At 64.4% G+C, this 24,767-nt stretch carries 27 protein-coding genes; 15 read left to right on the forward strand and 12 right to left on the reverse strand.

Annotated features, from left to right (window positions below; all coding sequences use genetic code 11):
- Nucleotides 1–16: 16 nt before the first annotated feature.
- Nucleotides 17–1,462, forward strand: a complete 1,446-nt coding sequence (locus GGC64_RS05020) for a PLP-dependent aminotransferase family protein (protein WP_192721323.1) — start codon at nt 17–19, stop codon at nt 1,460–1,462.
- Here GGC64_RS05020 and GGC64_RS05025 read toward each other — a convergent pair.
- The 3 genes from GGC64_RS05025 to ctaD form a co-directional block, all read right to left on the reverse strand.
- Complete coding sequence (locus GGC64_RS05025; protein WP_192721324.1) at nt 1,459–2,388, reverse strand: histone deacetylase family protein; 930 nt, start codon at nt 2,386–2,388, stop codon at nt 1,459–1,461. The genes GGC64_RS05020 and GGC64_RS05025 overlap by 4 nt on opposite strands.
- Nucleotides 2,389–2,450: 62 nt before the next feature.
- A complete protein-coding gene (serB, locus tag GGC64_RS05030; protein ID WP_192722405.1) occupies nt 2,451–3,686 on the reverse strand; it encodes a phosphoserine phosphatase SerB in 1,236 nt (411 codons plus the stop codon).
- 16 nt (nt 3,687–3,702) lie between these two features.
- Nucleotides 3,703–5,448, reverse strand: coding sequence for a cytochrome c oxidase subunit I (gene ctaD, locus GGC64_RS05035; RefSeq protein ID WP_192721325.1), 1,746 nt, complete (start codon nt 5,446–5,448; stop codon nt 3,703–3,705).
- 158 nt (nt 5,449–5,606) lie between these two features.
- Between ctaD and GGC64_RS05040 the strand changes: the two genes are divergently transcribed.
- The 8 genes from GGC64_RS05040 to GGC64_RS05075 all read left to right on the forward strand — a co-directional run bounded on the left by GGC64_RS05040 (nt 5,607) and on the right by GGC64_RS05075 (nt 11,676).
- Nucleotides 5,607–6,692: an iron-siderophore ABC transporter substrate-binding protein gene (locus tag GGC64_RS05040; protein ID WP_192721326.1), complete on the forward strand. Its 1,086-nt coding sequence runs from the start codon at nt 5,607–5,609 to the stop codon at nt 6,690–6,692.
- Between the two features lie 10 nt (nt 6,693–6,702).
- On the forward strand, nt 6,703–6,978 hold the full coding sequence (locus tag GGC64_RS05045) for a YciI family protein (protein ID WP_192721327.1): 276 nt from the start codon (nt 6,703–6,705) through the stop codon (nt 6,976–6,978).
- 138 nt (nt 6,979–7,116) lie between these two features.
- A complete protein-coding gene (locus tag GGC64_RS05050; RefSeq protein WP_192721328.1) occupies nt 7,117–8,166 on the forward strand; it encodes an NAD(P)-dependent alcohol dehydrogenase in 1,050 nt (349 codons plus the stop codon).
- 169 nt (nt 8,167–8,335) lie between these two features.
- Complete coding sequence (locus tag GGC64_RS05055) at nt 8,336–9,931, forward strand: APC family permease (RefSeq protein ID WP_192721329.1); 1,596 nt, start codon at nt 8,336–8,338, stop codon at nt 9,929–9,931.
- A gap of 109 nt (nt 9,932–10,040) precedes the next feature.
- Nucleotides 10,041–10,199, forward strand: a complete 159-nt coding sequence (locus tag GGC64_RS05060) for a ribbon-helix-helix domain-containing protein (protein WP_192721330.1) — start codon at nt 10,041–10,043, stop codon at nt 10,197–10,199.
- A 9-nt stretch (nt 10,200–10,208) separates the two neighbouring features.
- On the forward strand, nt 10,209–10,550 hold the full coding sequence (locus GGC64_RS05065; protein ID WP_192721331.1) for a VOC family protein: 342 nt from the start codon (nt 10,209–10,211) through the stop codon (nt 10,548–10,550).
- A complete protein-coding gene (locus tag GGC64_RS05070) occupies nt 10,547–11,413 on the forward strand; it encodes a class I SAM-dependent methyltransferase (protein ID WP_192721332.1) in 867 nt (288 codons plus the stop codon). Before GGC64_RS05065 ends, GGC64_RS05070 begins: the two co-directional genes overlap by 4 nt.
- An 89-nt stretch (nt 11,414–11,502) precedes the next feature.
- Nucleotides 11,503–11,676: a CsbD family protein gene (locus GGC64_RS05075; protein WP_192721333.1), complete on the forward strand. Its 174-nt coding sequence runs from the start codon at nt 11,503–11,505 to the stop codon at nt 11,674–11,676.
- Between the two features lie 75 nt (nt 11,677–11,751).
- On the opposite strand, the gene nrdF is transcribed toward GGC64_RS05075, so the two are convergent.
- From nrdF to GGC64_RS05095, 4 genes are all read right to left on the reverse strand, one after another.
- On the reverse strand, nt 11,752–12,714 hold the full coding sequence (gene nrdF / locus GGC64_RS05080) for a class 1b ribonucleoside-diphosphate reductase subunit beta (RefSeq protein WP_225951462.1): 963 nt from the start codon (nt 12,712–12,714) through the stop codon (nt 11,752–11,754).
- Nucleotides 12,715–12,834: 120 nt separating this feature from the next.
- On the reverse strand, nt 12,835–14,349 hold the full coding sequence (locus GGC64_RS05085; RefSeq protein ID WP_192721335.1) for an NAD(P)/FAD-dependent oxidoreductase: 1,515 nt from the start codon (nt 14,347–14,349) through the stop codon (nt 12,835–12,837).
- 87 nt (nt 14,350–14,436) lie between these two features.
- The gene (locus tag GGC64_RS05090) at nt 14,437–15,183 is read right to left on the reverse strand and encodes a hypothetical protein (protein ID WP_192721336.1); all 747 of its coding nucleotides are present in this window, start codon (nt 15,181–15,183) and stop codon (nt 14,437–14,439) included.
- 57 nt (nt 15,184–15,240) lie between these two features.
- On the reverse strand, nt 15,241–15,981 hold the full coding sequence (locus GGC64_RS05095) for a TetR/AcrR family transcriptional regulator (RefSeq protein ID WP_369434966.1): 741 nt from the start codon (nt 15,979–15,981) through the stop codon (nt 15,241–15,243).
- A gap of 151 nt (nt 15,982–16,132) precedes the next feature.
- Here GGC64_RS05095 and GGC64_RS05100 point away from each other — a divergent pair, with 151 nt between their 5' ends.
- Both GGC64_RS05100 and GGC64_RS05105 read left to right on the forward strand, forming a co-directional pair.
- Nucleotides 16,133–17,320, forward strand: coding sequence for an NAD(P)/FAD-dependent oxidoreductase (locus tag GGC64_RS05100; protein ID WP_192721338.1), 1,188 nt, complete (start codon nt 16,133–16,135; stop codon nt 17,318–17,320).
- 185 nt (nt 17,321–17,505) lie between these two features.
- Nucleotides 17,506–17,811 carry a hypothetical protein gene (locus GGC64_RS05105; RefSeq protein WP_192721339.1) on the forward strand — a complete coding sequence of 102 codons (306 nt, stop codon included), beginning with the start codon at nt 17,506–17,508 and terminating at the stop codon, nt 17,809–17,811.
- A gap of 87 nt (nt 17,812–17,898) precedes the next feature.
- On the opposite strand, the gene GGC64_RS05110 is transcribed toward GGC64_RS05105, so the two are convergent.
- From GGC64_RS05110 to GGC64_RS05125, 4 genes are read right to left on the reverse strand one after another with little or no spacing between them, the layout of a single operon-like run.
- Entirely contained in the window at nt 17,899–18,231 is a 333-nt protein-coding gene (locus GGC64_RS05110) for a contact-dependent growth inhibition system immunity protein (protein ID WP_192721340.1), read from the reverse strand.
- 16 nt (nt 18,232–18,247) lie between these two features.
- Nucleotides 18,248–20,416: a class 1b ribonucleoside-diphosphate reductase subunit alpha gene (nrdE, locus tag GGC64_RS05115; protein ID WP_192721341.1), complete on the reverse strand. Its 2,169-nt coding sequence runs from the start codon at nt 20,414–20,416 to the stop codon at nt 18,248–18,250.
- Nucleotides 20,383–20,826, reverse strand: coding sequence for a class Ib ribonucleoside-diphosphate reductase assembly flavoprotein NrdI (gene nrdI / locus GGC64_RS05120; RefSeq protein WP_192721342.1), 444 nt, complete (start codon nt 20,824–20,826; stop codon nt 20,383–20,385). Before nrdI ends, nrdE begins: the two co-directional genes overlap by 34 nt.
- Before the next feature lie 32 nt (nt 20,827–20,858).
- The gene (locus GGC64_RS05125) at nt 20,859–21,101 is read right to left on the reverse strand and encodes a redoxin NrdH (RefSeq protein WP_192721343.1); all 243 of its coding nucleotides are present in this window, start codon (nt 21,099–21,101) and stop codon (nt 20,859–20,861) included.
- 494 nt (nt 21,102–21,595) lie between these two features.
- On the opposite strand from GGC64_RS05125, the gene GGC64_RS05130 reads away from it, so the two are divergent.
- On the forward strand, nt 21,596–21,919 hold the full coding sequence (locus tag GGC64_RS05130; RefSeq protein WP_192721344.1) for a multidrug efflux SMR transporter: 324 nt from the start codon (nt 21,596–21,598) through the stop codon (nt 21,917–21,919).
- On the forward strand, nt 21,916–22,470 hold the full coding sequence (locus tag GGC64_RS05135) for a TetR/AcrR family transcriptional regulator (RefSeq protein ID WP_192721345.1): 555 nt from the start codon (nt 21,916–21,918) through the stop codon (nt 22,468–22,470). The genes GGC64_RS05130 and GGC64_RS05135 overlap by 4 nt, the downstream gene beginning before the upstream one ends.
- Before the next feature lie 12 nt (nt 22,471–22,482).
- Here the strand turns inward: GGC64_RS05135 and GGC64_RS05140 are convergent, their stop codons facing one another.
- Nucleotides 22,483–23,025 (reverse strand): NADPH-dependent FMN reductase, encoded by a 543-nt coding sequence (locus GGC64_RS05140; RefSeq protein WP_192721346.1) that lies wholly within the window; start codon nt 23,023–23,025, stop codon nt 22,483–22,485.
- Between the two features lie 87 nt (nt 23,026–23,112).
- Between GGC64_RS05140 and GGC64_RS05145 the strand changes: the two genes are divergently transcribed.
- Complete coding sequence (locus tag GGC64_RS05145; RefSeq protein ID WP_192721347.1) at nt 23,113–23,721, forward strand: TetR/AcrR family transcriptional regulator; 609 nt, start codon at nt 23,113–23,115, stop codon at nt 23,719–23,721.
- The gene (locus tag GGC64_RS05150; RefSeq protein ID WP_192721348.1) at nt 23,718–24,767 is read left to right on the forward strand and encodes a DNA polymerase IV; all 1,050 of its coding nucleotides are present in this window, start codon (nt 23,718–23,720) and stop codon (nt 24,765–24,767) included. Before GGC64_RS05145 ends, GGC64_RS05150 begins: the two co-directional genes overlap by 4 nt.

Genomic DNA, 24,767 nt, shown 5'->3' on the forward strand with positions numbered 1-24,767 from the left:
TACATACTGGCCTGCAATGTCGATCGAAATGGGAGCCAGAGCGCTCGATGAGGACCTACTGGCCCGCGAGCTCGGTAACTGGCGCACGTCCAGTCGTAGCGGACCCGCGTACCTGGGTCTGGCCGACGGCATCCGGATGCTGATCGTGGACGGGCGACTGCCCGTCGGAGCCCGACTGCCCAGCGAGCGAGCGCTCGCCGATTCGCTGCGTGTCTCCCGCACGACCGTCACCGCCGCCTACACGCAGTTGCGCGAGGACGGCTACCTCAATGCGCGCCGTGGCGCGCGCAGCACCACCGCGCTGCCCGTCTCCGGCAACACGCCGGTCGCGACACAAGCCGCGGCCACCGCAAGCCTGGCCGAGGCAACGCTGGCCGCGCCGGTTGGCCCGATGATGGACGCGTTCTCGGATGCGGCGCGCGACGTGATGCCGTACCTGCACGACATCGGTGTCGAGTTGGTCGGCGTCGCGCCACTGCGTGAGGCGATCGCCGAAAGATATTGCGCGCGAGGCTTACCCACTGAGCCCGACGAGATCATGGTGACGACGGGGGCGCTGCACGCGATCGGGTTGATCCTGGCCACCTACACCCAACCGGGCGATCGCGTCCTGGTCGAGCAGCCGACCTACCACGGCGCGTTGTCCGCTATCACCACCTGCGGAGCCCGACCTGTGCCCGTATCCATGGTCGATGACGGCTGGGAACTCGACGCGATCGACGCGGCGGTCCGTCAACTTTCACCCAGCCTGGCCTACCTGGTCGTGGACAATCACAACCCGACCGGCATGACCCTCTCCGAGGCGGGCCGTCGGCGCCTTGGCACCATCATCGCCGAAACCCGCACTCGCACAATCATTGACGAGACGATCGCCGACATGTGGCTCGACCGGCCGGTGCCTGCGCCGATGGCGGCATTCATGTCGTCGCGTCGCGATCTGGTGTTGACCATCGGGTCGGTATCGAAGTCGTTCTGGGGCGGCCTGCGCATCGGCTGGATCCGCGCCGAGCGCAGCACGCTGGCGACCATCGCCGCGGTACGACCTTCGATCGACATGGGCACTGCAATCGTCGAACAGCTTGCCGCGGCACGCGTGTTCGGCAAGGCCGACGAGCTCCTGGCCGAGCGCCGCGATATCCTCCGCCATCGCCGCGAGCTACTGAGAAGGCTTCTGCGCGAACACCTTCCGGACTGGTCGGCCAGTGAAAGCCACGGCGGAATGTCACTGTGGGTTCGGTTGCCCGCGCCAACCAGCTCGGCGTTGTCGGCAGCGGCGTCGCGGCTGGGGCTGATCATCCCGCCCGGGCCGCGCTTCGGCGTCGACGGCACGCTGGAGCGGTTCATCCGGGTGCCGTACACGCTGCCCGACGAGCGGCTGGAAGAGGCGGTCGAGCTACTGGCCCGCGCCTGGCACAGCGTCACGGGCACGGCAGTGCCCGAGCCGACCGCGCTGGTGGTCTAACCCTTCATCAGTTCGCCGACGTGGGCGCTGACCGAATCCGCAAGGCCGACAAGGTCATAACCACCCTCGAGCACCGCCACCAGCCGACCGTCGCAGTTCTTCTCGGCCGACTCCATCAGCGCGCGGGTCACCCACGCGAAATCATCGGCCGTCATTTGCAACGACCCGAGCGGATCGCGCTCGTGCGCATCGAAGCCCGCGGAGACGATGATCAACTCCGGGCTGAACGCATCGAGCGCAGGCAGGATCCTGTCCTCGAAGGCTTCGCGCAGTTCGGCGCCACCATCGCCCGCGGCAAGCGGCGAGTTGAAGATGTTGCCCGCCCCGGTTTCGCGGACTGCCCCGGTGCCGGGGAACAACGGCATCTGATGCGTTGAGGCGTAGAGCACGCTGGGGTCGGAGTAGAAGATCTCCTGAGTGCCGTTGCCGTGGTGCACGTCGAAGTCGACTATCGCCACCCGCTCCAGGCCGTGGTGACGCTGTGCATGTCGAGCACCGATGCTGATGTTGTTGAAGAGGCAAAACCCCATGGCCCGTTCGGTTTCCGCGTGGTGACCCGGCGGACGGCATGCGACGAACGCGTTCTGCACTTCGCCGCTGCACACCTTGTCGACGGCTTGCACGGTCGCTCCGACGCCACGCAGCACGACTTCCCATGTTGACGGCTCCATCATGGTGTCGCCGCCGTCGAGGTAGACGTAGCCGGCGTCCGGGCGCACGGATTCCAGTCCGTCGACGTAGCGGTTGCTGTGCACGTAGCGTGCTGTGTCGAGATCGGCCAGCTCGGCCTCCTCGCGCATCAGCGGATCGAACTCGGGCCGCCCGAGCACCGACTCCACCACCCGGTAGCGGTCCGGCCGCTCCGGATGGCCGTGTGCGGTCTGATGATTGGCGAAGCACGAATGGTGCAGAAGCAGGGTGGCCATGAAATTCCCTCGTCGAATACTGTATGCAAAGCCTAGCGCATGCCGAAAGCCAATCGCAGGTTTTAGTCGTCTTCAGGGATCTCGACCCGGCGCACTACCCCGTCGCGCGAGTCGGCGGCTTCGATCTCACCACGCGTGATGCCGAGCAGGAACAGCACCGTGTCCAGGTACGGATGGCTCAGCGATGCGTCGGCAACTTCGCGCAGCGCGGGCTTGGCGTTGAACGCCACCCCCAGGCCCGCGGCGGAGAGCATGTCGATGTCATTGGCACCGTCGCCGACGGCCACCGTTTGTTCCATCGGTACGCCGGCCTGAGCGGCGAAGTTCCTCAGCGCCTTGGCTTTTCCCGCACGGTCGATCACGGGGCCGATCACCCTGCCGGTCAGCTTCCCGTCGACGATCTCGAGTTCGTTGGCGGCGACGAAGTCCATCTTCAGCTCGTGGGCGAGCGGGTCGATGACCTGACGGAACCCGCCGGACACGATGCCGCAGTGGTACCCCAGCCGACGCAAGGTGCGCAGCGTGGTGCGCGCGCCCGGCGTCAGTTCGATCTGTTCGGCGACATCGTCGAGCACCTCGGCGGGCAGGCCTTCCAGTGTCGCGACCCTGCGGTGCAACGACTCCGCGAAGTCCAGTTCGCCGCGCATCGCCGCTTCAGTGACCGCGGCGACGGCGGCCTCCGCCCCCGCGCGGGCGGCCAGCATCTCGATGACCTCACCCTGGATCAGCGTCGAGTCGACGTCAAAGACGATGAGCCGCTTGGCCCGTCGCGACAGGCTGTAGTCCTCCAGCGCGATGTCGACGCTCTCGTCGACGGCCACCTTCGCCATCGCGGCCTGCAGTCGTTCGTACACGCCGTTCCGCGGCACCGACACCCGCAACTCCAAACCTGTTACGGGGTAGTCGGAGACGCCACGGATGAAGTCGATGTTGACGCCGAGCGCCGCCAGTTCGCGGGCCACCACGCCGAACGACTCGGCCGTGATCGGCCGGCCCAGCACGACGATGGTGTGCGTCGACGGCTCGCGCATCACGGGCAGCCCGTCACTGCGCTCGATCGTCACGTCGAGCAGGCCGATGCCGTGGATGGCGTCCTCCACCTCGCGGCGCAGCTGCGAACCGCCCGCCACGTCTTGCGGGCCGACCACGAGGACGCCCAGCGTCAGACGGCCGCGGATGACGACCTGTTCGACATTGAGGAGTTCGACCTTGTGCCGCGACAGCACCTCGAACAACGCCGAAGTGACACCCGGTTGATCGTGTCCGGTGACGGTGATCAGCACCGACACCTTTGACATGCTCACCGCCTGAATGTCAGGTGCGGACGTTCTCGTTGTCCAGTCGCGTCACATCGCCGTCATCCGGCCCGTGAGCGCGGCCGACGTGGGCCTCGGCACGCATCCGATCAACCATGTGCGGGTAGTGCAGCTCGAATGCCGGCCGCTCCGAACGGATTCGGGGCAGCTCGGTGAAGTTGTGCCGCGGCGGCGGGCAGCTGGTGGCCCACTCCAGCGAGTTACCGTAGCCCCACGGGTCGTCGACCATGACCGGCTCGCCGTAGCGCCAGCTCTTGAACACGTTCCACACGAACGGAATGGTCGACACACCGAGGATGAACGCGCCGATGGTCGACACGACGTTCAGCGTGGTGAAGCCGTCGGTCGGCAGGTAGTCGGCGTAGCGGCGCGGCATGCCCTCGTCACCCAGCCAGTGCTGCACCAGGAACGTGGTGTGGAAGCCGATGAACGTCAGCCAGAAGTGCAGCTTGCCGAGTCGCTCGTCGAGCAGTCGACCCGTCATCTTCGGGAACCAGAAGTAGATACCCGCATAGGTGGCGAACACGATGGTGCCGAACAGCACGTAATGGAAATGCGCCACAACGAAATACGAGTCGGTGACGTGGAAGTCGATCGGCGGGCTGGCCAGCAGCACGCCGGACAGGCCACCGAGCAGGAACGTGACGAGGAAGCCCACCGAGAACAGCATCGGTGTTTCAAACGTCAACTGGCCCTTCCACATCGTGCCGATCCAGTTGAAGAACTTGATGCCGGTGGGCACCGCGATCAGGAACGTCATGAACGAGAAGAACGGCAGCAGCACGGCGCCGGTGGCGTACATGTGGTGCGCCCAGACCGCGACCGACAGCGCGGCGATCGACAGCGTCGCGTAGATCAGCGTGGTGTAACCGAAGATCGGCTTGCGGGAAAACACCGGGAAGATCTCGGTGACGATGCCGAAGAACGGCAGCGCGATGATGTACACCTCGGGGTGACCGAAGAACCAGAACAGGTGCTGCCACAACAGCACACCGCCGTTGGCGGGGTCGTAGATGTGCGCGCCGAGGTGGCGGTCGGCGGCCAGGCCGAACAGCGCGGCGGTCAGCAGCGGGAAGGCCAGCAGCACCAGGATCGAGGTCACCAGGATGTTCCAGGTGAAGATCGGCATCCGGAACATCGTCATACCGGGGGCACGCATGCAGACCACGGTGGTGATCATGTTGACGCCACCCAGGATGGTGCCAAGACCACCGACGGCCAGTCCCATGATCCACAGGTCACCGCCCGCGCCCGGCGAGTGAATCGCGTCGGTCAACGGGGTGTAGGCGGTCCAGCCGAAGTCGGCCGCACCGCCGGGGGTGATGAAGCCGGCGATCGCGATCATCGCGCCGAACAGGAAGAGCCAGAACGAGAACGCGTTCAGCCGCGGGAACGCCACGTCGGGCGCGCCGATCTGCAGCGGAAGCACCAGGTTCGCGAACCCGAACACGATCGGCGTCGCATAGAACAGCAGCATCACCGTGCCGTGCATGGTGAACAACTGGTTGAACTGCTCGTTGGACAGGAACTGCAACCCCGGCAGCGCCAGTTCGGTGCGCATGAACAGCGCCATCAACCCGCCGATGAAGAAGAAGATGAAGCAGGCGACGCAGTACATGATGCCGATCATCTTGTGATCGGTCGTGGTGATGAGCTTGTAGACCAGGTTGCCCTTCGGGCCGAGCCGGGCCGGGAACGGGCGGCGAGCCTCGAGTTCTCCGATTGGGGGCGCTTCGGCTACCAACAGGTCCTCCAAATATCTGGTGGGGACATCCCCGCGGTCTTCAAGTGAATCCTAGCTCCCGGAATACCCGGAAGTCGGGGTGGTCCTACAAACTGTCGTAAATGCTGCCAGACGCGGGCTCACCAGCGGCAAGGTGGCCGGATGTTAACGTCGGCGGCGTGCTGATCAGCCGAGCGCGGGTAGGTGTGGCGGCGGTCGTCACGGCTTTCGCGGTCACCGCGGTCAGCGGGTGCGGATCCCAGAGCGCCCCGTCGCAAGCCGGCGAACAGTCAGTCATCACCAGCACCACCAAGATCGCAAGCGCCGGCGTGCTCGGTAACCAGCGCAGGCCCGACGAATCGTGTGCACCTGATCCCGCGGCGCTCGATCCGGGCCCGCCGGATCGTGAAGTTCGCCACGCGGCAGGCACCACCACCGTGCGGGCCGACCCGCAGCGCATCGTCGTGCTGTCGGGCGACCAGCTTGACGCGCTGTGTGCGCTGGGCCTGCAGTCGCGCATCGTCGCCGCCGCCCTGCCGGACGGCTCGAACACCCAGCCGTCCTATCTGGGCAAGGTCGTGCACGATGTCGCGGGGGCGGGTACGCGCAGCGAGCCCGACATGCAGGCCATCAAGGCCGCCAACCCCGATCTCATCCTGGGCTCCGCAGCGCTGACACCGGACGCCTATCCGCAGCTGACCGCGATCGCGCCGACGGTGTTCACCGGTCCACCGGGGGCGAAGTGGGAGGACAACCTGCGCACGGTCGGGGCGGCGACCGGACGACTCGATGCCGCCAACGGATTGGTCGACGGCTTCGAAAGGGACGCCGACAAGACGGGCGCCGACAACGACGCCACCCACTTTCAGGCGTCGGTGGTGCAGTTCACCGACACCACGATGCGGGTGTATGGAGCGGATACCTTCCCGGGCAGCGTGCTGGCGGCCGTCGGCGCGGATCGCCCTGCGGCACAACGCTTTACCGACAAGCCATATATCGAGATCGGAATCACCGACTCCGCCATGGAGGAGTCGCCGGACTTCTCGGCCGCCGACGGCGACATCGTCTACATCTCGTTCGCCTCCCCTGCGGCGAAGGATCGCGCCCCCACGGTGATGAACAGCGACGCGTGGAAGAAGTTGTCCGCCAACCGGGACAACCGGGTTTTCGCTGTCAACAACGAGGTGTGGCAGACCGGAGAAGGCATTGTCGCCGCGCGCGGGATGCTGGCGGACCTGAAGTGGCTCAACGCCCCGATCAACTAATGTCGCGGTCGTGATCCACGTCCTCAAGTCGACGTACCTGCAAGCCCCGGACGTCGTCGAGCAGACCCGGCCCGCTCACCTGAAATTTCTGGAGGCCGAGATAGCGGCGGGCCATCTGCTGCTGGCGGGTCGTCAGGAGGACGGGTCAGGCGGCGTGCTGATCACCGCCGATATGACAGGCGAAGAAGCACAGGCGCTGCTCGATCGCGACCCTTACGTGCAGGCCGACGTCGCCCGCTACGAGCGGGTGTCCTTCAACGGCGCATTCCGCGCGCCTGGGCTCTAGGCTCTAATTCACAGTCACAACCGGGATTAAGGCCGACGGGTCAACCGTTGTCTCCGGTGGGCCGCACCGTTGCGGCAATTCCAATCTGGCTTGGCTAATCCCTTAGCGCTTGCTGTGAAGACACCAAAGAGGATCGTGATGAGCACTGTTACCGCATATGCCGCTACGTCGGCCACCGAACCACTGACCAAGACCACGATCACCCGCCGCGAGGTACGACCGCACGACGTTGCGTTCGACATTCATTTCGCGGGCATCTGTCACTCCGACATCCACACCGTCAAGGCGGAATGGGGTCAGCCCAACTACCCCGTCGTCCCGGGCCACGAGATCGCCGGCATCGTCACCGAGGTCGGTTCCGAGGTGACCAAGTACAAGGTCGGCGACCGCGTCGGCGTCGGGTGCTTCGTCGACTCGTGCCGCGAATGCGACAACTGCAAGGCCGGCCTCGAGCAGTACTGCACCGGCACCGGCATGGTCGGCACCTACAACGCCTTCCTCTCCGACGGTGAGCCGACCTACGGCGGCTACAGCGGAGCCATCGTCGTCGACGAGAACTACGTGCTGCGTATCCCCGACAGCCTTCCACTCGACGCCGCCGCGCCACTGCTGTGCGCCGGGATCACGCTGTATTCGCCTCTGCGGCACTGGAATGCGGGCCCAGGCAAGCAGGTCGCAGTCATCGGCCTCGGCGGTCTGGGCCACATGGGGGTCAAGCTCGCGCACGCGATGGGCGCACATGTGACGGTGCTGAGCCAGTCGCTGAAGAAGATGGAGGACGGTCTTCGCCTCGGCGCCGACGAGTACTACGCGACAGGCGACCCTGACACCTTCACCAAGCTGGCCGGCCGCTTCGACGTAATCCTGAACACGGTGTCGGCCAACCTGAACATGGGCGATTACCTAAACCTGCTCGCCGTCGACGGCACCCTGGTCGAACTGGGCATCCCCGAACACCCGATGGCCGTGCCTGCCTTCCCGCTGGCCGGCGGGCGCCGCAGCCTGTCGGGCTCGATGATCGGCGGCATCGCCGAGACTCAGGAGATGCTGGACTTCTGCGCCGAGCACGACGTGCGGCCCGAAATCGAGGTCATCGCACCGGATTACATCAACGAGGCATACGAGCGCGTGTTGGCCAGCGACGTGCGGTACCGCTTCGTTATCGATACGTCGTCACTGCGGGGCTAGCCGAAACGCCGCCAAGCCGGCCAGCGGTCATTGCACCGCGGCCGGCTTGGTCGTTTGTTAACGCCGTGTGTCTTCGGGTTGTCGAGATGGTCGCGGGATGCGACGCTCATGTGCGGACTGCAGCATCGCAGGCCGCTTTCGCACTCCGATCCGAACCAGGAGGCCCGCGGTGACCACTGAATCCGCAGCCGTCGAACCTGTCACCGCGCCACAGGCGGGCCTGAAAAAGGGCGCCATCGGCATCGTCGCGGTCATCTTCATGGCCGTCGCCAACGCGGCACCGATCACGGCGATGACGGGCAACGTCCCGATCGCCGTCGGCTTCGGTAACGGGTTGGGCGCCCCTGCGGGCTTCCTGTTCGCGACGATCGTGTTGACGGTTTTCGCGCTTGGCTATGTCGCGATGGCGAAGCACATCACCACCACGGGAGCGTTTTACGGCTTCATTTCCCACGGGCTGGGTCAGGTCTGGGGCATGGCCAGCGGCCTGCTCGCCACGTTCGCCTACGTGATCTTCGAGGGCTCGCTGATCGGCGGGTGCGCGTACTTCGCGAACGACGCCGTCAACACCATTGCCGGAGTGAACATCCCGTGGCTGGTCTTCGCCATCGGCGCGATCGTGATCATCGGGGTGCTGTGCCATTTCCACATCAGCCTGACGGCCGCGATTCTCGGAGTCACTCTCATCTCCGAGGTGTGCGTGCTGTTCGCGCTGGCCTTCTCGGTGATCTTCAAGGGCGGCGGCCCCGACGGGTTCATGCTGAACCAGACGGTGCTGCTGAACAACGCATTCGAGAGCCTGCCTGCGGGCGCATTCGGCACAGCGGCGGCGGCGGGGTCGATGGCGATCGGTCTGTTCTTCGCGTTCTGGTCCTGGGTCGGCTTCGAGACGACCGCCGTCTACGGCGAGGAGTCGCGCAACCCGAAGAAGATCATCCCGAAGGCCACCCTGATCGCGGTGATCGGGCTTGGCCTCTTCTACACCTTCATCTCGGCGATGGTGGTGGCGGGCAACGGGGCCAAGACGTCGATCGAGACCTCGATCAGCGCGTCGCCGCTCGACCTGTTCTTCGGGCTGGTGAAGGACAACCTCGGCAGCGTGCTGCTCGACGTATACAAGATCCTGCTGGTCATCGGGTCGTTCGCGTGCGCACTCGCGTTCCACAACGCGGCGTCCCGTTACCTGTATGCACTTGGCCGCGAAATTCCTTCTAAGGCAATGCGTTCCACCGTCGGTGCGACGCATACCACGCACGGGTCGCCGCACATCGCTTCGGCCGTACAGGCCGTGATCACGCTGGTGATCGTGCTGCTGTTCGCCGGTTTCACCGCGGTGCAGGTACCCGATGCCAACGGCGTCCCGGTGGACACCCCGTCACTGGTGCCCTACACCAACATCTACGGCCTGCTGGCGCTGATCGGCACGGCGGCGATCCTGCTGGTGCAGGCCATCTGTTCCGCTGCGGTGATCTGGTATTTCTGGGTGCGAAAGACCCACCGCGGCAACGTGATCACCACACTGATCGCTCCGCTGATCGGCGGAGTGGCGATGCTGTACGTGGTGTGGTTGCTGTGGGATAACCGTGCCTTCGCCGCGGGTTATGCCGCCAACTCGCTGGTGTTCAAGACAGGCCCGTACCTCATCCTGGCGGTGTTCGTGCTCGGCCTGGCCTACGCGGTGTGGATGCGATTCGCCAAGCCGGAGGCGTACGCGGAGATCGGTCGGACGGTCATCGAGGACGCCCACGAGCGCGTGGAGACCTAATACCGCGAGCAGACGCAGAAGGCCCCGCACGCTCGGCGTGTCGGGGCCTTCTTCGTCTTCTCACGGGGACGCGCTAGCGCTAGATTGCTAGCATGCTAGCATCGATCATGTGGGCGACGAGGACGTCAAGCAATTCAACGTGTACCTGCCGGTCAGCTTGATCAGGCGGGTCAAACACCATGCAATCGAAACGGAGTCCTCGCTCTCGGCGCTGGTCGCCGAAGCGCTACGGACCTACCTCGACACCCACGGAAAGCAATCGACGTAGGAGGACTGAATGACAACCGACGGCATCGAGGCCGTTTTCCTGGAAACCCACAACTGGGGCAAGTCGGCCAAGTTCTTTCAGACACTTGGCTACGAAATCGAGTTCGCGACCGACCACAACTCCGGGCAGCTGCGCCGCGGCGACGGGCCGTACCTGTTCATCGCGGAGGTTCCGGAGACCGAGCCGACGCGCAGACATGTCGTGCTGGCGGTGGCCGATGCCGACGCGTTCGAGCTCGACGGCTCCGTCGAGGTTGTCAGTCCGTGGGAGGACACCCATTGGGGCACAAGGTTGATGACGGTTCGCGATCCTGACGGGCGCGAGTGGAAGCTGCAGGCGCCGGCCAAATGAACCAGGCAACGTCAGCACCCGACAGCACCGCCGTCCGCACTGCGCTGTGGCGCGCCCTGCACGTCGAAGTCGACGCGCCGCCGCATGTCCTCGACGACACCATCGGTCTCCTACTGGCCGACCCCGATCCGCACTGGCGCGAGCGCGGCGACATGCATCCCGACGCGACGCGTCCGTTTCGCGCCTCGATCGTTGCGCGTGCCCGATATCTGGACGACCTCGTGATCGATCGCGCGGCAACAGGCGTGAAGCAGTACGTCATTCTCGGCGCCGGGCTGGACAGCTTCGCGCAGCGCCACCCGGATGCCGTGGTCCGGATCTTCGAAGTGGACCAGCCAGGAACCCAGGATTGGAAGAGGCGCAGACTCACGGAGATCGGCTATCCGCCAGGAGAGAATCTGCAGTTCGTGCCGGTCGACTTCGAACACGGGGAGACGTTCCCGGATGCCCTGCAGGCCAACGGCTTTGACGTTCATCAGCCAGCGGTGGTCTCGTCGATGGGCGTGAGCATGTACCTGACCAAGGAGGCGACCGAAGCGACACTGCGGCAGATCGCCGCCCTCGCGAGCGGTACGGTCCTGGCCATGACGTTCATGCTGCCGGTGGACTTGGTCGACCCGGTCGAGCGCCCGGTGCAGGAATCCGTCGAGGCTGCCGCGGCACAGTCAGGCACGCCCTTCATCAGTCACTACGCACCCGGCGAGATGGTCGAAATGTGTCTCAGCGCAGGGTTTTCCACGGCGCAGCATGTCGGCCCGGACGTTCTCACGGCACGCTACTTCGCCGGACGCACCGACGGACTGCGGCCGCCGAGCGCCGAACAACTGATCGTCGCGACCGTCCGAACTCTGGCCCGCAACTAGGTCGCGGGGGTTTAGCGGGCTCTGCGGGTGGGTATGCAGCCAAAAGGTTCATTCTGAGCCCACACCCACCTTTAACCAAAGGATGAATAATGGGCGCCCAAGACAAAGCCAGCAACAAGATCGACGACCTCGGCGGCAAGGCCAAAGAGGCTCTCGGCAAGGCGACCGGCGATAAAGACACCGAAAACCGGGGCAAGGTCGATCAGGCGAAATCCAGCCTGAAAGACGCCGGCGAGAAGGTCAAGGACGCGTTCAAGAACTAGGTTCAGCGCTTCTTCGTTGCGGCCACCGAACTGTGAACAAGTTCGGTGGCCGTACCTCGTTTCGAGCTATGGCTCTTAGAAGTCCCAGTCCTCGTCTTCGGTGTTGACGGCCTTGCCGATCACATACGACGACCCCGAGCCCGAGAAGAAGTCGTGGTTCTCGTCGGCATTCGGTGAAAGTGCCGACAGGATAGCGGGATTCACGTCGGTCTCATCGCGCGGGAACAGCGCCTCATAGCCGAGGTTCATCAGCGCCTTGTTTGCGTTGTAACGCAAGAATTTCTTGACGTCCTCGGTCAGCCCGACCTCGTCGTACAGATCCTGCGTGTACTCCACCTCGTTGTCGTAGAGCTCGAACAGCAACTCGTAGGTGTAATCCTTGAGCTCGGCCCTGCGGGCGTCGTCCTCGAGCGCCAAGCCCTTCTGGTACTTGTAGCCGATGTAATAGCCGTGCACGGCCTCGTCGCGGATGATCAGCCGGATCATGTCGGCGGTGTTGGTCAGCTTCGCGCGCGACGACCAGTACATCGGCAGATAGAAGCCTGAGTAGAACAGGAAGCTCTCCAGCAGCGTGGAGGCCACCTTGCGCTTGAGCGGCTCGTCACCCTTGTAGTACTGCATGACGATCTCGGCCTTGCGCTGAAGGTTCGGGTTCTCCTCCGACCAGCGGAACGCGTCGTCGATCTCGGCAGTCGAGCACAGCGTCGAGAAGATGTTGCTGTAGCTGCGCGCGTGGACCGACTCCATGAACGCGATGTTCGTGTAGACCGCTTCCTCGTGCGGCGTGAGCGCATCTGGGATCAGGCTCACGGCGCCGACGGTGCCCTGGATGGTGTCCAGCAGCGTGAGGCCGGTGAACACCCGCATCGTCAGCTGCTTCTCGTGTGCGGTCAGCGTGTTCCACGAGGGAATGTCGTTGGACACCGGAACCTTCTCTGGCAACCAGAAATTACCGGTCAGCCGGTCCCAGACCTCGGCGTCTTTTTCGTCCTGCAGGCGGTTCCAGTTGATGGCCGAAACACGGTCGATCAGCTTCATGCCATCACTCACGAGAACCCCATTTCGCCGCAGAAGTAGGTTGCCGAACCGGCATCCCCGACACTACCCCTGGGGTGCGACAACGGCCGGAACCGCGACATCTTGTGGCCGCGTGTCGCCTCAGTTTGTCGAGCCCGCGCCGATGAACTTGTACTCCGACGCCTTGAATCTGCGGGTCGCCAGCCAGTACTGCCAGGTCATCCCGCTCCACAGGGTCCGGTTCACGCCGTGCTCGTCCATGTACCAGCTCCGGCAACCTCCGGTGCTCCACACCGTGCCCGCCAAGTCGCGCTGCAATTCGGCGTTGTAGGCGTCGGCCGCGGCACGTGTGGGCGCCAGCGCCTGCGCGCCCGCTTTGTCGACGGCTGCGATTGCGTGCGCCGCATACCGGATCTGCGACTCGATCATGAACACCACCGAGTTGTGGCCAAGCGCAGTGTTGGGCCCGAGCAGGAAGAACAGGTTCGGCATGTCGGCGATCGTGATGCCGCGCAGCGCCGACACCCCCTCGCGGGTCCATCGGTCCCCCAGGTCCTCGCCGCCGGGTCCCTTGATGTCGACGTAGGTGTACGAGTCCGTGACGTGGAATCCGGTGGCGAAGACGACCACGTCGACGTCGCGTTCGGTGCCGTCGGAGGTGACGATGCCCCGCGGGGTGAACCGGGTGATGGCGTCGGTGACGACTTCGGTCTTGGGGTCGGCCACACCCCGGTAGTAGGTGTCGGAGTTCAGGATTCGCTTGCAGCCGGCGCGATAGTTCGGCGTGAGTTTGCGGCGTAGCTCGCGATCTTTGACTGAACGCCGGATGTTCCACTTGCCCATCAGCTCACCGATTTTGAGCAGCCGCGGCTGCTTGGTCATGGCAAAGCCGACAGCCTCATGAATCCAGTAGATGCCCGCGCGCATCGCCGCCCGAGTACCCGGCACGTTGGTGAACGCGTCGCGCATCCACTCTGGGATCGGGTTGTTGGGCCGCGGCATCACCCAGGCCGGGGTGCGCTGATACAACTGCAGCGCGCCGACGTCCTTGACGATCTCGGGCACGATCTGGATCGCGCTCGCGCCCGTCCCGATGACCGCGACCCGCTTGCCAGTCAGATCGACGGTGTGGTCCCACTGCGCGGAATGGAATGCGGCGCCGGCAAATTCGTCGAGCCCCTCGAACTCCGGGATCAACGGGATGTGCAGACCGCCGACACCGGAAACCACGAACTGCGCGACGTACTCGCGGCCGTCCTTGGTGAAGACATGCCAGCGCAACTCGTCGTCGTCCCAGTGCGCGCGGTCGACGTGGGATCCGAAGGAGATGTAGCGACGCAGCCCGTACTTCTCGGTCACGCCCTTGAGGTAGTCCAAGATCTCGGGCTGAAACGACCACATGTGCTGCCAGTCGGGCTTCGGCTCGAACGAGAACGAGTACATGTGCGACGGGATGTCGCACGCGCATCCGGGGTAGGTGTTGTCGCGCCAGGTGCCGCCGATCTCGTCGGCCTTTTCCAGGATCAGGAACTCGACGCCGCGGCGCTGTAGCTCCATGGCCATGCCGAGACCGGAGAAGCCGGTGCCGATGATCAGTGCGCGGGTGTGCACGGGCTGTTCGGTGCTGGACGCAGCCTGCTCGGGGGCAACCGTCATCGATCGGTCCTTCCTGGGAACGCCGGTACCGGGTACTTCAGCTTCCCAGGTTAGCCGTCGCGGCCAGCGGAGCCAACGGCGCGCCGCTCAGGCATATGACATGGCGCGCTCGGCGGACAGGTGCCGATCGGCGTCGAACGTTTCGAAGTGGCCCGATCCGACCATTGCGATACCGCGTTGCGGCATCCGGAAGTCCCCGAGCCGGGCTTGCCGCAGCAGCGGTCCGGACGGTCCGAGGTCACGACCGTGCAGCACCGCGGTCGAGTCGGCGACGATCCACAACTGCTTCGGCGCCATCGTGTAGCACTGCCCGTTCGGGGCGCGGCCGGTCAGCCGGACATCGCCCACGCCCAGCGTGCGGCGGGCGACGCGGCTCAGCCGGCGGGAGACCGTCGGATCGGCCCATGTCTCGTCCGGCAGCCGGCCGCCGATCCTGCTCATCAACCGAGTGGCCCTCGTCGTGTCGAAATCGGCTGCCCACCGCAACACTCCCGGTATTTCGATGAGCACCGAAGACGGGCCGGTCCAACTGACATCGATATCGCATCGAACCGCGTCGTTCGGAGTGGCCGAGCCGAAGTAGCGTGCGCAGCTCTGCTGGCCCGGCGTCGTTGCGTAGAACGTCCAATTACACGACGGGTCGCGATGCCACACCGAGATGTACGGCGGCGCAAAGGAAGTCGCGGGAAATTGGCGCATTGCCAGGTAGTGCCCGTTGGCGAACGGCAGGCCCATGATTCCGAAACCGACGAAACGTTCGTCGTCGCCAGGGGGCAGTATCGGGTTGGCCAGCACGGCCGCGACGGTCTGTTGTGGGGTGAGTTGTTTTGTCATGCACCGATGGTCAGGCGCGGCACGGACTCAGCGCATGAGGCGTCTGCCTCAAATTCGTCAGGCGACGTGTTCGCGACGCCGCACACCCTCGTGCAGCGGGAGGTCCGGGTCGATCTTGATGCCGAGCAATTCGCAGGTCCCGTTGATGGAGCCGACCATGATCGTCGTCAGGTGCGCGACGTACTCCTCTGACGGCATCCGGCGGGGACTGTCTTCCTCAGGGCCCAGCCACCAGTCCGTCGCCGAAGCGATCGACCCGAAAGCCGCGTAGGCCGCCAGCTCCATCGCCGTGGCGTCGAGTTCCATGTCATGCAGCTCGTTGTTGAACATCTCGGCCATCGCGAGGGTGATTTCGCGGCCCTCGTTGAGCGCCTTGACCGCAGAAGCACTCTGCTCGGCGAAGCGGCCCTCGAGCAGGAACCGGATGACGTTCGGGTGCTCGTCGACGAGTCGCACGTACTGCTCGACGCTGCGGCGGATGACCTCGCGCGCCGGGTCGCTCGACAAGTTGATCGACGGGAAGATCGCGGCCCACAACATGTCCCGCAGCCGCTCACCGACCGCCTGGAACAGATCTGACTTGTCGGTGAAATGGCGGTAAATCTTTGGCTTCGCGGTGCCCGCCTCTTCGGCGATCTCACGCAGGCTCAATTCGGGTCCGAGTCGGTCGATCGCCCTGAAAGCGGCGTCGACGATCTCCGAGCGCACCTTCTTGCGATGCTCGCGCCAGCGCTCGCTGCGGGCGTCTACTTTGACACCCGGCTCACTGCTGGAACGTGACCTCGACCCTCGTCGCACCCGCTTACTGTACCGCCCGGACGTCGCTGACCTGCTCAGACCGTCCCGCAACATGGCGTTTCGCTGCCCTGGCCAGGCAAATTTGCTTGCCGACAACCGACCAGTCACGCTGGGTAATATTTGTGCGACAGCCAATTAACGAGAGAGACGTATGACGCAGCGATACGACCTGGTCATCGCGGGTGGCGGACCATCCGGTTCGGCGGCCGCGTGGCAGGCCGCACAGACCGGCGCCAAGGTAGTGGTCCTGGACAAGGCGGAGTTTCCGCGGGCCAAGCCGTGTGGCGACGGCCTGACCGCGCGCGCCGTCAGCTATCTCCAGAAGATGGGCCTGGCCGACGAGGTGAACACCTTCCATCGGGTGAACCGGGTCACGGTGTTCAGCCCGTCTCAGTGGGAGCTCTCTTTCCCGAAGCGCCCAGGGATGCCAGACCACGGCCACACCGTGAGCCGCGAGCACCTGGACACGCTACTGCTCAAGCACGCGGAATCCGCGGGCGCCGAGGTGCGTCAGGGCGCCGAGGTGGCCGGCCCCGAACTCGACGCGAACGGACGCGTAGTCGGCGTCGTGTTGAAGAGCGGTGAGAAGGTGTACGGCGATGCGGTGATCGCGGCAGACGGCGCCTACTCCCCCATCAAGCGGGCCCTGAAGATCGATTCGGAGTACAACGGCTATTCCGCGATCGCGATCCGATCGGAGATGCACGCCAACCGGCCGGATTCCGACAGCCTCGACATCTATTTGAAGCTCGCGTTCCAGGGCGATCAGCTGCCGGGCTACGGCTGGGTGTTCCCAATGGGCAACGGCCTGTTCAACATTGGGCTCGGATACGTGAACAGCTACAAGAATTGGCAGTCGATCAATGCGACGCAGTTCCTTGGCGATTTCCTGCGCACGCTGCCGCGCGAGTGGGAGTTGCCGCCGATCGAAGAGCTGAAGAAGAACAAGAGCGTGCGGGCGTGGCGGCTGCCGATGGGCTTCACTGCGTGGCCGCCGTGGCGGCCGGGCGTGCTGTTCACCGGTGACTCGCTGGGCGCGGGTAAGCCGGCATCGGGAGCGGGCATCTCCAAGGCGCTCGAGTCCGGCTTGGCCGCAGGCGAATGTGCGATCGCGGCGCTGCAGAACGGTGGGCCCGACGACTTCACCAACTACGCGCTTCGGATGGAAGACGCGTGGGGCAGGGAGTATCGGCGTGGCCGCTACTTCCACAAGCTGCTGGGCTATCCGCGTTTTGCGAACGCCGGGATCAAGCTGATCGACAACGCGGCCTTCCGCGACCGGATGCTCAAGGCGTTGTACAAGAAGGCGCAAGGCCCGCAGCACACCGTCAAGAAGTAGTGCGCCCGTCGCTCGTCGAGCGGCCACTTATGGCACGCGATTTCGGGATTTGCGTGTCATAACTGGCCATTGGCCGCGCCCCTAATCCCCTACCGGGTGCGGCCGCCACAACCCCGACGCGTGATCGGTGTCGAGCGGAGTTCGCCCCGTTTTGGCGACGACGGCTGCGCTTCAGGCTTAGCGGCATGAACATCAAGGGACTTCTGGCCGCCGCGGCCATGACTGCGGGGATGGCCATCGGACTCGCCGCCAACGCGAGTGCACAGCCCGTCAACGCCGCGGGCGACGACTTCTGGCAGTGCGCAGCCGACCACCCGGACGACATTGGCGTCTGCTGCGTGTTCTACGGCGGCGACTACGACGAGCGCACCGGCGAGTGCTGGATAGACGACGAGGCGGAGCTAGAGGAGGCCAACCCCGGCCCCAGCGTTCCGCCGAAGCACTCAGTGCTGACGCGGGTTGATCGCCTGCCCGTCTACGCGATGGGTTAGCGCGGCCGCATCATCGGCGAGTGTGGACATATTGCACGCCTACTTCCCGCATCGCGTGTATCAAGTCCACACTCGCCGGCGGCGGTGTCAATGCTGCGATGGGTTGCCGTTGTCGATCGCCGCGGCATGTTGGCGCAATCGGTCGGCCACCTGGCCCAGCCATTCCTCGCACGTTATATCGACTGGGCTGTAATAACACCCGAGGGTGCGAAAAAGATACTCTTTCAACTCCGGTTCCGGATGGGCCCTGCGCACGCCGTCCATCTCTTTGGCCAACGCTTGCAAGCCTTGGGCTGTCGGATCATCGGAGACGTAATTGTCGACTATTCCTTCCCAGCCATCTGCGTCCAGGCCCCAATCCTCGTTGAAATACGCAGCGAAGAATTGCCACAGCTCCGAAGATTCCAAACTATCGTTCATGGCTGAGCCAACATGCCTACAGCATGCAGGACACGCAGCCCTCGACTTCGGTTCCCTCCAGCGCCATCTGGCGTAACCGGATGTAGTACAGCGTCTTGATTCCCTTGCGCCACGCGTAGATCTGCGCCTTGTTCACGTCACGTGTCGTCGCGGTGTCCTTGAAGAACAGCGTCAGACTCAGCCCCTGATCGACGTGCTGCGTCGCCGCGGCGTACGTGTCGATGACCTTCTCGTAGCCGATCTCGTACGCGTCCTGGTAGTACTCCAGGTTGTCGTTCGTCATGTACGGCGCGGGGTAGTACACGCGCCCGATCTTGCCTTCCTTACGAATCTCGACCTTCGACGCGATCGGGTGAATGGACGACGTCGAATGGTTGATGTAGGAAATCGAGCCGGTCGGCGGAACCGCCTGCAGGTTCTGGTTGTAGATGCCGTGCGCCTGCACCGACTCCTTCAGCCGAACCCAATCCTCTTGCGTCGGAATGCGGATGCCGGCGTCTGCGAACAACTCCTTGACGCGATCGGTCTTCGGCTCCCACACCTGCTCGGTGTACTTGTCGAAGAACTCCCCCGACGCGTACTTCGACTTCTCGAAGCCCTTGAAGTGCGAACCACGCTCGATCGCAATGCGATTCGACGCGCGCAGCGCGTGATACAGCACTGTGTAGAAGTAGATGTTGGTGAAGTCGACGCCCTCTTCGGAGCCGTAGAAGATCCGCTCGCGCGCCAGGTAGCCGTGCAGGTTCATCTGCCCCAGCCCGATCGCGTGAGAGTCGTTGTTGCCCTGCTCGATCGACGGCACCGACCAGATGTGCGTCTGATCGCTCACCGCCGTCAGCGCTCGGATCGCCACCTCGATGGTCTGCGCGAAATCTGGCGAATCCATCGCCTTTGCGATGTTCAACGAGCCCAGATTGCACGAGATGTCCTTGCCAACTTGGGCATACGTCAGGTCTTCGTTGAACACCGACGGCGTCGACACCTGCAGGATCTCCGAGCACAGATTGCTGTGCGTGATCTTGCCCTCGATCGGGTTGGCCCGATTCACCGTGTCCTCGAACATGATGTACGGGTAGCCGGACTCGAACTGCAGTTCGGCCAGCGTCTGGAAGAACTCACGCGCCTTGATCTTCGTCTTGCGGATCCGCGCATCGTCGACCATCTCGTAGTACTTCTCGGTCACAGAGATGTCGGCGAACGGAATGCCGTACACGCGCTCGACGTCGTACGGCGAGAACAGGTACATGTCCTCGTTCTTCTTGGCCAGCTCGAACGTGATGTCCGGAATCACCACACCGAGGCTCAGCGTCTTGATCCGGATCTTCTCGTCGGCGTTCTCGCGCTTCGTGTCCAGGAAGCGGTAGATATCCGGGTGATGGGCGTGCAGGTACACCGCGCCTGCGCCCTGCCGCGCACCGAGCTGGTTGGCGTAGGAGAACGAATCCTCCAGCAGCTTCATGATCGGGATGACGCCGGAACTCTGGTTCTCGATGTTCTTGATCGGCGCGCCGTGCTCGCGAATGTTGCTCAGCAGCAATGCAACTCCGCCACCGCGCTTGGACAGCTGCAGCGCCGAGTTGATGGAGCGGCCGATCGACTCCATGTTGTCTTCGATGCGCAGCAGGAAGCAGGACACCGGCTCACCGCGCTGCTTCTTGCCCGAGTTGAGGAACGTCGGCGTGGCCGGCTGGAACCGGCCGTCGATGATCTCGTCGACCAGCTTCTCTGCCAGGGTGGTGTCGCCTGCAGCCAGCGTCAGCGCCACCATGACGACGCGATCCTCGAACCGCTCCAGATACCGCTTGCCGTCAAAGGTCTTCAGCGTGTAGGACGTGTAGTACTTGAATGCGCCGACGAACGTCGGGAACCGGAACTTCTTCGCATACGCGCGGTCGATCAGGCTCTTGACGAAGTTGCGGCTGTACTGATCGAGCACCTCGCGCTCGTAGTACTCCTTTTGGATCAGGTAGTCGAGCTTTTCGTCGTAGTTGTGGAAGAACACCGTGTTCTGGTTGACGTGCTGCAGGAAGTACTGGTGCGCGGCCTCGCGGTCCTTTTCGAACTGAATCTTGCCGTCCGCGTCGTACAGATTCAGCATCGCGTTGAGGGCGTGGTAATCCGTTTCGCCCGGAAGCGCGTGCGCGCCGGTGGTTACAGGCTCTGCAGCTGTGACGGTTGGTGGCACGTCTGTTCCTTCCAGAAATCTTCCAAGCCCGCACGGACGGCTTCCACGTCCTCGGGAGTACCCATGAGTTCAAAGCGATAGAGGTACGGCACTGCGCATTTGCGGGACACCACATTGCCCGCGTATGCGAATTCGGCGCCGAAGTTGTTGTTGCCCGCGGCGATGACGCCGCGGATCAACGACCGGTTGTGTTCGTTGTTGAGGAAGGCGATGACCTGTTTGGGGACATAGCCGCCGTCATTGATGTCGGGAGTGACGCGCCCACCGCCGTAGGTGGGCAGCACCAGCACGAACGGCTCGTCGACCTCGATGCGTCCGTGCAGCGGAATCCGGACGGCGGGCAGACCCAGCTTCTGGACGAAGCGGTGGGTGTTTTCCGACACGCTGGAGAAGTACACGAGATTGCTCATCGGTCGTCTCCTCTCTGCTGTCGGGATACCCCTTATGCCGTTACCGCGACCGCGCCGCTCAGCGCCTTGATGCGATCGGGACGGAAGCCGGACCAGTGGTCGTTTCCGGCCACCACGACGGGCGCCTGAAGATATCCGAGCGCCATGACATAGTCGCGGGCCTCGCTATCCAGGCTGATGTCGACCTTCTCGTAGGCGATGCCCTGCTTGTCCAGCGCCTTGTAGGTGGCGTTGCACTGCACGCATGCGGGCTTGGTGTAGACGGTGACGGTCATCTGCGGTACGGCTCCTCTACAACTGGCACTGACTGACACTGCACTGAGACTGGCAACTGCTCTGGTACTGCATCTCGCTGAAGTTCAGCGACCCTTGGGCCCTCAAAATTCCAGGTGCCCTGCGGCCGCGCGCCCGGTGGGTCTGGGAACCGACACCGCCGGATTTGTGGCCTCCGGCCGACCCTGGGGTACTGGTACCGGTGGGGGTCTGTCGGTGTTCGAAACACTACACCTGGTGTCCGACATTGCGAAGGGATACAAGATGTTCTGAATAACATTTTTGAAATTCCCTGGTCGTAAGCATTCCGGCGTCAACACGCCCGGCGTGTCGCACATCACACTGCGGTTGTGTCGCGCCTGAGGTCTGGTCTACCACCGGGCACCGACACGTGACCCGACGCGAACCGTCACGGTGACGTAACAGCAAACCGACCGAAGGGGCCACGGCAAGTAGTGTACGTTTGTACATGTACATACGTACACTAGGGAGAATCGTGGCTTACTTGTTATTGGGCGTCGCGATCGTGGCCGAAGTGCTCGCGACCAGCCTGCTGAAGTCGACCGACGGCTTCACTCGGCTGTGGCCGACGGTGGCGTGCCTGGCGGGGTATGCGGTCGCCTTCGCATTGATGGCGATGGCGATCGCCCGCGGCATGCAGATCGACGTGGCATATGCGCTGTGGTCGGCGCTGGGCACGACCGCGATCGTCGTGATCGCGGTCGTATTTCTCGGCTCCCCGATGTCGCTGGGCAAGGTCGTCGGCATAGCGCTGGTGATCGGCGGCGTGGTCACGCTGAACATGGCAGGCGCCCATTGACCGCGCCGCCGCGGCGCAGGCCGCGTGATCCCGTCGGCCGTCGACAGCTCATCGTCGAAGCCGCGACCCGCGTCATCGCAGAAGCCGGGCTGGCCGGGCTGACGCATCGTCGGGTCGCCGAGGTCGCCGGCGTGCCGGTCGGCTCCACGACCTACTACTTCAGGGATCTCGACGAACTGCGCGAGGCCGCCCTCGCCGACGCGGCTCGCGGTTCTATCGAGGGTCTCGACGAATGGGCAGAACAACTGCGTGCCACTGCCGACCTACCCGGCACGCTCGCCCGACTCACGGCCGACTACCTGACCGACCACGACCGCTACCGCGCCTGCAATGAGCTGTACACAGCGGCCAGCCATCGGCCCGAACTGCGGCCGCACGCCCGCTTGTGGCTGGACGGTTTGATCGCGATCCTCGAGCCGAAGACAGGTCACAACGCCGCGCAGGCCGCGGCGATCTTCATCGACGGCGCCCTGTTGCACGCGCTGATCACCGGTGAGCCACTGAGCACCGATGTCTTGACCGACGCCCTGGGCAGGCTGCTGGCGAGCTGAAGCTGTTCGCGCTCAGGCGATCTCGGCGGCGAGCTTGCCGACGATGTCGCGCAGGTTCGCGGCCACCTCGGCATTTTCGCTTGGGTGCTTACCGTCGAATACCGGCGTCGGCACCGACAGCTTGAGATCCTCGACCACCCGAACTCCGGCGATACCAAAGGACTTGCGCGTCTCGTCGTGCGCCCACACGCCGCCGTACTGGCCGTGTGAGGCACCCACGACAGCGACGGGCTTGCCCTTGAGCGCGCCGTTGCCGAACGGTCGCGACAGCCAGTCGATCGCGTTCTTCAACACGCCCGGGATAGTCCCGTTGTATTCGGGGGTGACGACGAGCGCGGCGTCGGCGTCGGCCGCAGCGGCACGCAGCGCCTGCACCGGCTCCGCGGGCTGCTCGGTGTCGACGTCCTCGTTGTAGAACGGCAGCTCGCCAAGCCGGTCGAACAGCTCCAGGCGCACGCCGTCGGGCGCGGACTCGATCGCGAGCTCAGCCAGCTGACGGTTGATCGATCCGGCGCGCAGGCTTCCCAACAGCACCAAAACCTTGGTGTCGGACATCTCTCGTTCCCTTCGGTCTTTGCAAGATCCTCGCACGCCCCAACCGGACCGTGGTCCGATTTATTCCGCCTGAACTAAACTGCTGATATGACCGCTACTCCCCCGCTGCGTGAGTTGCCGGTCACGGATCAACCGCCGCAGGAACGCGGCGACGCCGCCCGCAACCGAACGCTACTGCTCGACGCTGCGCGGCGCCTGATTGCCGAGCGTGGCCCCGATGCGGTCACCACCGACGACATCGCCGCGGCCGCGGGCGTCGGCAAGGGCACGCTGTTCCGGCGGTTCGGCAGCCGGGCCGGCTTGATGATCGTGCTGCTCGACGAGGACGAGAAGGCCGAACAGCAGGCGTTGATGTTCGGCCCGCCGCCGCTTGGCCCCGGTGCGCCGCCGCTGGACCGGCTGCTCGCATACGGCGCCGATCGGCTCGAGTTCGTCGATGCCCACCACGCGCTGCTGTCCGACGCCAACCGAGATCCGCAGATGCGGTTCATCGCCCCGGTGATGTTTCACCACAGGCACATCCGGGTGCTGCTGGAGGCCGCCGGCACGACCGGCGACCTGGATGCGCAGGCGTTCGCGTTGCTCGGCCTGCTCGACCCTGACTATGTCCAGTTCCAGATGATCGAGCGCGGCCAGACCCTCGAGCAGCTCGGCGCGGCGTGGGAAAGCGTGGCGCGCAAGCTCTGCGGCCGATGAATCAGCGGTGGATCCTGCACGTCGACCTCGATCAGTTTCAGGCCGCCGTCGAGGTGCGCCGCAGGCCCGAACTTGCCGGTCTGCCGATCGTTGTGGGCGGCAACGGCGATCCGAACGAGCCGCGCAAGGTCGTCACATGCGCGTCGTACCCCGCACGCACGTTCGGAGTGCACGCAGGCATGCCGCTGCGCACCGCTGCCCGCAAGTGCCCGGACGCGACGTTTCTACCGCTCGACACCGCGACCTACGACGAAGCGTCTGAAGAGGTGATGACGCTGCTGCGCGACCTCGGCCACCCCGTCGAGGTGTGGGGTTGGGACGAGGCCTATGTCGGCGCCGACCTGGAAGAGTCTGACAACCCCGTCGCGCTGGCCGAGCAGATCCGTGAGGTGATCGGGCAGACGCAGTTGTCGTGTTCGGTCGGCATCAGCGACAACAAGCAGCGCGCCAAGGTCGCGACGGGATTCGGTAAGCCTGCAGGCATCTATCAGCTGACCGATGAGAATTGGATGGCGGTGATGGGTGATCGCGAGGTCGATGCGTTGTGGGGTGTCGGCCCGAAGACCGCGAAAAAGCTTGCCGGAATGGGCATTACGACGGTGGCCGATCTGGCTGCGACCGATGCGACGGTGCTCACGTCGACATTCGGCCCGACGACCGGGCTGTGGATTTTGCTGCTGGCCAAAGGCGGCGGCGACACCACCGTCAGCGCCGAACCATGGGTGCCGCGCTCGCGCAGCCACGTCATCACCTTCGCCACCGATTTGACCGATCGAGGCGAAATGGACTCCGCTGTAAGAGATCTCGCGCAGCAGACACTCGACGAGATCGTCGCTCAGGGTCGAATCGTCACCAGGGTGGCGGTCACCGTCCGCACCAACACGTTCTATACCCGGACCAAGATTCGCAAGCTTGCCGCCCCGACCGTCGATGCCGAACCCATCAAACAGACCGCGCTGGACCTTCTCGCCCAGTTCGAACTCGACCGCCCCGTCCGGCTGCTCGGCGTCCGACTGGAACTCAACCCTCCGGACGGCGGGTACTGA

It is taken from the genome of Mycobacterium sp. OAS707 (assembly GCF_014873705.1).
GTDB lineage: Bacteria > Actinomycetota > Actinomycetes > Mycobacteriales > Mycobacteriaceae > Mycobacterium.